The organism is Pseudomonas gessardii (assembly GCF_001983165.1).
Taxonomy (GTDB): Bacteria; Pseudomonadota; Gammaproteobacteria; order Pseudomonadales; family Pseudomonadaceae; genus Aquipseudomonas; species Aquipseudomonas gessardii.
Map to the genome: position 1 here is coordinate 1 of NZ_MNPU01000092.1, position 6,686 is coordinate 6,686.

The 6,686-nt window shown below is 51.4% G+C and carries 6 protein-coding genes; 5 read left to right on the plus strand and 1 reads right to left on the minus strand.

All coding sequences use genetic code 11. The features are described from left to right. Nucleotides 1–97: 97 nt before the first annotated feature. Nucleotides 98–652 carry a hypothetical protein gene (locus BLL38_RS29395; protein WP_076965330.1) on the minus strand — a complete coding sequence of 185 codons (555 nt, stop codon included), beginning with the start codon at nt 650–652 and terminating at the stop codon, nt 98–100. Nucleotides 653–911: 259 nt separating this feature from the next. On the opposite strand from BLL38_RS29395, the gene BLL38_RS29400 reads away from it, so the two are divergent. From BLL38_RS29400 to BLL38_RS29415, 5 genes are all read left to right on the plus strand, one after another. Further along, on the plus strand, nt 912–2,402 hold the full coding sequence (locus BLL38_RS29400) for a DEAD/DEAH box helicase (RefSeq protein ID WP_076965331.1): 1,491 nt from the start codon (nt 912–914) through the stop codon (nt 2,400–2,402). Between the two features lie 355 nt (nt 2,403–2,757). Then, nucleotides 2,758–3,141 carry a hypothetical protein gene (locus BLL38_RS30960; protein ID WP_130898287.1) on the plus strand — a complete coding sequence of 128 codons (384 nt, stop codon included), beginning with the start codon at nt 2,758–2,760 and terminating at the stop codon, nt 3,139–3,141. Between the two features lie 14 nt (nt 3,142–3,155). Next, on the plus strand, nt 3,156–3,935 hold the full coding sequence (locus BLL38_RS29405) for a matrixin family metalloprotease (protein ID WP_076965332.1): 780 nt from the start codon (nt 3,156–3,158) through the stop codon (nt 3,933–3,935). A 393-nt stretch (nt 3,936–4,328) separates the two neighbouring features. Next, a complete protein-coding gene (locus BLL38_RS29410; protein ID WP_076965333.1) occupies nt 4,329–4,781 on the plus strand; it encodes a hypothetical protein in 453 nt (150 codons plus the stop codon). Beyond that, nucleotides 4,778–6,244, plus strand: coding sequence for a 3'-5' exonuclease (locus BLL38_RS29415; RefSeq protein WP_076965334.1), 1,467 nt, complete (start codon nt 4,778–4,780; stop codon nt 6,242–6,244). Before BLL38_RS29410 ends, BLL38_RS29415 begins: the two co-directional genes overlap by 4 nt. Nucleotides 6,245–6,686: the final 442 nt, after the last annotated feature.

Consider the following 6,686-nt stretch of genomic DNA (forward strand, 5'->3'; position numbering starts at 1 on the left):
AATAGGAACGGCGTTGTGGCTGCATGAAAGACCCTCTTAAAAGGCTAGAAGTGGTGTCCACTTAAATAGGTGGACACCATCGCCTTTGGCGGTGGGGTCAGAAAGGTGTGTTTGCTGGCCGGTTACGGTGTTTCGACATATGCGCGCAGAGCACTAAGTTCCCGAATTCGGCAAGAGTTTCAGGAGCAAGAACGGATCCGGTGACTGCCGCAGCCGGGCGAAAGATCCTTTTGCCGGTGGCTGTAAGCCAATCGAACACCATGAAGTGCTGATGTGCTCCAGTTTGGAGAGGCGCCAGCGCCTGCAAGGTCATACTTGAACTGGCGTATAGGGACAGCGCTGATATGACGGTTTGTGACTCCCCTGCATTGCGGTTCTGGTCGGGCAGTGCGTCATAGGCGGTGAGGGTTGCGCCGAGAACATCGGCTGGCTGGAGCCCGCCAAGTGCTTTCAGATCTTCTCCGGACTGCATGGCTCGATAGCCGTCCAACGTCAGTTGGCCTACGAGCCGGGGGCCTGCAACCAGGTTGTATGAGTAAAGCCAGAATCCAACGGCATTTTGTGCGTTTGCTGAATCCTTATCGATAACCCAGCTTGCGTTTCGCAACGACTCTGCATACCTAAGAGCGCGTGCCTTTCCTACGTCATCCATCTAGGCCTCCTTTGACTTGGCCATCATTGACGCCTGGGCGAAAGCACAGGCAATGACGATTACGTTTGCACGTAACCCGCAAAACCCAAATCAAGATACGGGCTTCAGGGATGGTCCATATCGGCTCGCATTCTCAGAAAAAACATCTGTCTCCATCAGGCTGTGCCCGGGCTGTGTCCATCAGGTGGATCAAGCACCTAGCTTGGGTTTTTTCGAGGCAATGGTTTCCTGCCTGTAGTTCTTTCAGCGGGAAACCTCGATGCAACTCCGACCCTACCAACAGCAGCAGGATTTTGAACTCCGCAAGGGCATCAGCCTTGGCGCGACCATTCAGATGCTGATGAGCCCCACAGGCTCCGGTAAGACAGAGGTGGCCAAGCACATCATTGCTGGCGCGCAGGCGAAGAACCGGAAGGCCTGGTTCATCGTCGACAGCCTGAAGCTACTTGATCAGACGCTTGAGCGGTTCCACAAAGATGGATTGGTCGCGGGAGCGATTCAGTCAGACCACCCATTGACGGACTATCGAAAGCCCATCCAGGTAGCAACGATCCAGAGCTTGCGCCCTCGCTTGGACTACATGCTCAACCACCACAAGCCACACCTTGTTCTCATTGACGAGGCGCATGTTATCCATGAAGCCCACATTGAGTTGATCAACTGGTGCCGGCGGAACAAGGTGCCAGTAATCGGGCTAAGTGCTACCCCATGGCGCCGTGGCCTGGGCCGCATATTTGACAGGCTGATCAATTGCATCTCTCTTTCTGAGCTTACTGACCTGGGATTCCTTGTCCCGACAGTGTGCTATGCCCCGTCCGTGCCTTCGCTGAAGGGCGTGAGTACGAAGCCAAACGGCGACTGGATCGAGGACGAGCTCGCCACGGTGATGGGGGACGCCAAGCTGCTTGGTGACGTGGTATCTCACTGGAAAGAGCTGGGTCAAAACCGCAAAACACTGGTTTTCGCCTGCAACGTCCAGCACTCAAAAAAGCTTGCTGAACAATTCTTGAAAGCGGGCGTTGCCGCAGCCCACATCGACGGCTACATGCCGCCGCATGAGACTGAGGAGATCCTGCGCCAGTACAAGGCGGGTAGGATAAGGGTCTTGGTCTCAGTGGCAATGCTGATCAAGGGGTTTGATGATCCGTCTACCAGTTGCCTTGTGATTGCGCGACCGACCAAATCCCTGATGCTTCACTACCAGATGATTGGCCGTGGTCTGAGGCTTTCGCCTGAAACAGGAAAGATCGACTGCATTATCATCGACCACTCTGGCAACCTCTTGCTAAACGGGAAGCCTACAGACGAGGTACCCGACGCCATGGACAACGGCGAAGGGGAGCGTCTTGACCGCCGTCCGCAGGACAAAGGCGACCAGGAGAAAAAAACCAAGCCTTGCCAAAAGTGCAGCTTTGTTTTCAGCGGCTTGCTCTGTCCGAAGTGTGGCAATGAAATCGTAATACCGGATGGGGTGGCGGTGGCCACCGGCAAACTGGTGAAGCTGGACGATCGACGCAAAGTACTCGGGCCGACTAGCAAACTACACACTTTCTGCGAGTTGCTTGGGTATGCCTGTGAGACCGGCAAAAAAGACGGTTGGGCTCAGTACGCATACCAGGCATTCATGAAGGAGCTACCAGATCGCGCATGGATCGGCACCGTGCAGCCCAAACCACCGAGCGAAGATATGAAAAGCTGGGTAAAGGGTTACAACGTCCGTCGCGCCAAAAGCAACCGCCGATTCGGATAAGGGAGTGAAGCGTCAGGTTTCGGTATCCGAGATAAAGGTGAAATTCTTAAAAAGCAGCGAGCGCAAATACAGGAAAATCCCACTTGAACGCACTTGTGGGTACATCTGGCTTTCTTTCCTTTAATCAGCTGCTAATCTCTTTTGCATGACACGCCTTGCGCTGTTCATCGGCGAGCAAGGGCCGACGCATTATCTTTGGGAAGGATGTGAAAATCATGGAAGTCGCCGCTGTGCCGGACCAGTAGAGTCAGGCTTCACATGATTTCTTAATTATGGCCCAAGGATTGAGAGTCACCAGCCGTGAACCGGTGCCCGCGGCCTTAAAGCAGACTCAGAAAGAGAAGAGACCTAAATCATGAGCGAAGCGCAGTATGATGATTTTATTTGCAACTCTCCTGGAGAGAATTCAAACGCACAATGCCCAACCGGACTTCAATTGGGCCATTATGTTTCTATAAATGGTTCAAATGATATATCGGACGTGATTGTGGGCAAGAGCGGAGCCTGCGTTAAGTCTATAAAGCTGACCAGGATTGATGGGACTATCTACAACTATGAGATAACGGTTGTCGGAAAAGGTCCAAAATCTGGTTTTACATCTTCCATTAATTTGTATTTTACAGATAGTACCGGAGATACTTACAAACTCTCAATTATTGATAGTAGTGAGACAACTCATACGGTCAGCTACAACTCTTCAGATGCTAAAATCACCAATATTGCTTGGAAGAATGACTAAAGGTGGGTTACGGAATGAAATCACAGTTTATTTTCGCCATCTTACTCGCAACCATAGTCATCAGCTCCCATTCAGTGGAAGTAAGAGCCGGACTTACTGAGTCTGACCCCATCAGTCATTCAATCGGCAGATCCATAAAGTTTAACAAACTTCTCGGTCACACCTTGACTTATTGTGTCAGCAATTCATTTCCGCAGAATAAATACAGTCACAACGAACTTGTCAGAAAAATTGACAAGATGCTGACCGATTGGACTCAATACGCCAATCTCACCTTCACACACTCTCAATACGAGGACGGGCGATGCATTAAGGAAAATAGCGACATCGATATTCGCTTCACATACGCGACAGTGAAGCCGAACGAGGACACCGGGGGGGAAGTTGCTGGACGCGCTACATTTCCCTGGAATGGCCCACCTAGTGTCGTAAGTATAGACCCGAATAACACTATAATTGATTTCGTTTTAGGTCACGAGATTGGCCATGCACTCGGATTGATACATGAGTTTGTCGGAATGAAATCACCAGTAAAGGGATGCGAAGAGACTAATTTGTCGCTAGTCCGCGTCACTGAAAAAGACCAAGACTCAATTATGCATTGGCAGAGGTGTCGCCCTAACACATCTAAGTTTTATTATGAACCGCCTAAAACTCCATCTTCTCTGGATAAAATAGCCATAGCATGTATGTATGGCTTCAAGAATAAAGCATATCAAGCACAACTCATAAATTCGTGTAAAAAGCTCAACAAGAATGTTGAGTATTTTCATGATGATCATGATGAGCTCTGAATGATTATAAATGAGTCAGTCTCTTGCTTTCGATCAAAACGCAGGATTGGAGCCTTGCAGGCTTCCGAAATACATGCAAAACATTCGAATTCATTGCAACCAAGGTCGGAAGAGATATCTCGTTTTTTACTAATTCTTCCAATACGAATTGGCAGTAGTTCTCTCCTGCTGTCAGAGGTGCTGCAATGAAGAGTATGAGTGGCGGGGGCAACCGGAAAACTGGTGGGGCTGGACGATCGACGCAAGGTACTTAGGCTCACCAGCAAACAGTAAGCCCCCTTTAGCCGCCCCGATCTGGGGCGGCGTCTGCGTAATTCAGACCAAAAAACCGCCCGAAACCAGACCTTTCCCCGCGACCTGCATGAAACGATCTCCTCACCTAAGGAGACTCACATGCCCAGCGAAAAATATCCTCCGGCGATATGCCGATCACCAGTCATTGACTACCTGGCAGGCATCGGCTCGCACGCGGTCATGATTCTTACGTTCAGGCACAGCGGCGAAGAGCTGCGTTCCATATCCAGCCGTCACACTGCTGGCTTGATGGCAGTAGCGGTCGGCATAGTCGTCGCCTGTACCCACTTCGCCCCAAGCTCCAACTCCACGCATAGCTTGGTGTCTTGCGCACTATTTGCCCTTCTCATCGCAGCGGTCTTACGCACCTTCGGAATGCATGCCGTTGCAGGGTATGCGACGTTCCTGGTGGTGACAGATCCGGTAGCTCTGGTTGGTCGCTATCTCCCAATGGGCGACCTGACTGATGCCGTGTTTTCGTTCTGGTGCTTAGCAGCGCTGTCTATCTACGGCGGTAAATGTGCAAAAAACAGAATGGAGTCGCCTCAATGAAGTCGACCGCAGAACAACTCCCCATCATCGAATACCAAGGTGACCATCTGGTGGTGAAGGCCTATGCCGGATGCGGCAAGACGACAACGCTTGTTGCCTATGCCAACCATCACAGCCACTTGCGCATGCTCTATCTGGCGTACAACCGTGCGATTCGGGATGAAGGGGCAGAGAAATTTCCAAAGAACGTCACCTGTAAGACTTCACACCAATTGGCCTGGCCGAAGTTTGGCCAGAGCTATCAGCATAAACTCGGGAACATTCGTCTGACAGACGCCTCAGGGCTGCTCAAGACTCGAAAATGGGGAGATGTAAGGGACTCCATTGCGGTGCTTAACGCCTATCTGTCGAGCGCAGATGCTGAAATTACTGAGGCACATTATTTTGCTGGAATCAGCGAAGAGGATGCCGCTGAGCACGGAGCTGATCATCTTGACCGGACGTTAGGCTATGCCCAATTACTCTGGGAGGAAATGATCGATATCGAGAGCAAATTTCCCTGCCAGCATGATGCTTACCTAAAACTCTACCAACTGAGCTACCCGCAATTGCCGTATGACGTGATCCTTTTCGATGAGGCTCAGGACAGCAACCCTGTCACCGCCTCGATCGTGTCGGGTCAAAAGGCAAGGAAGATTTTTGTTGGTGACAAATGGCAGCAGATCTATCGCTGGCGGGGCGCTGAGAACGCCCTTGATACGCAGATCGTACAGGGAGCGGCGTCGATGTACTTGACCAATTCATTCCGGTTCGGTCCGATGATTGCCGGCGTAGCAAATGCGATCCTCAGACAACAAGGGGAAACTCGTCCCCTGGTTGGGTTTGGTGCCCGGGACAAGGTGACGACATCGCTGCCTTTTGGTTGTAGCCACTACACCGTTCTCAACCGCACGGTGATTGGTGTGATTATGACGGCCATTGACGCAGTCTCTGACGGTCAAGTTGTCTACTGGAATGGGGGGATTGAGGCATATCAGATTGCCGACCTTGAGGATGTTTACTATCTGAAAGTTGGCCGCAAGGAGGAGATTCGCAACAAGCGATTGTTCGGGCAGTTCAGTGACTTTGGTGGGTTTTCGGAAGCGGCTGAGGAATCTAAAGATGCCGAGATGAACCGGATGCTCAGGATACTCAAAGAGCACGAGGACATACCGAAGTTGATAGCAGCCCTACGACGCAACTCAACAGATGATCCGCTTGACGCTGATGTGATCGTAAGCACCTGCCATCGTTCGAAAGGGTTGGAGTGGGATGTGGTGGTCCTTGAAGAAGATTTCCCAGACATTTTTGATAAGGAGAAGATCACCCCCGATCAGCGTATTGATGAGCTGAATTTGCTCTATGTCGCAGCCACGAGGGCGAAGAAGGTCCTGGTGATCAACACAATCACCCAAGTCGTGATTCAGAAAAGTCACGCTGAGGCCCGCCGGGAGATGGAAGCAACAGCGGGGCAGCGCGCATGATTTACCTCTTCCTCGCACTTTTGATTGTGTCGGCCGGTGCGATATTTCTCTGGGGTAGATTGGTCTCTCGGTTTTCTGCAAAGACCTGGGTTGTTTATCGGAGCACTGGAATCATTGGTGGGCCGGTACATGAGATGTCTCACGCGATTGCATGCGTGCTCTTCGGCCTTCGAATCAGGAAGCTTGCCTTATTTGCGCCAGATGCGATCACTGGGCAGCTTGGCTACGTTGAGTTTTCCTACAGTCCGTTTTCTCTGCGCAACTCGATTGGCCTCCTATTTCAAGGAGTAGCCCCATTGTTGGCCGGGAGCGCAATTGAACTGGCCTAATGCTCCCGGACACCTCTTAAGGGCGATATGATTCGCCCAATCAGGAGGTTCCATGCAAGAGCGAAAGACCTACACCCGCGAGTTCAAGCAACGTGCTGCAAGCATGGTTCTTG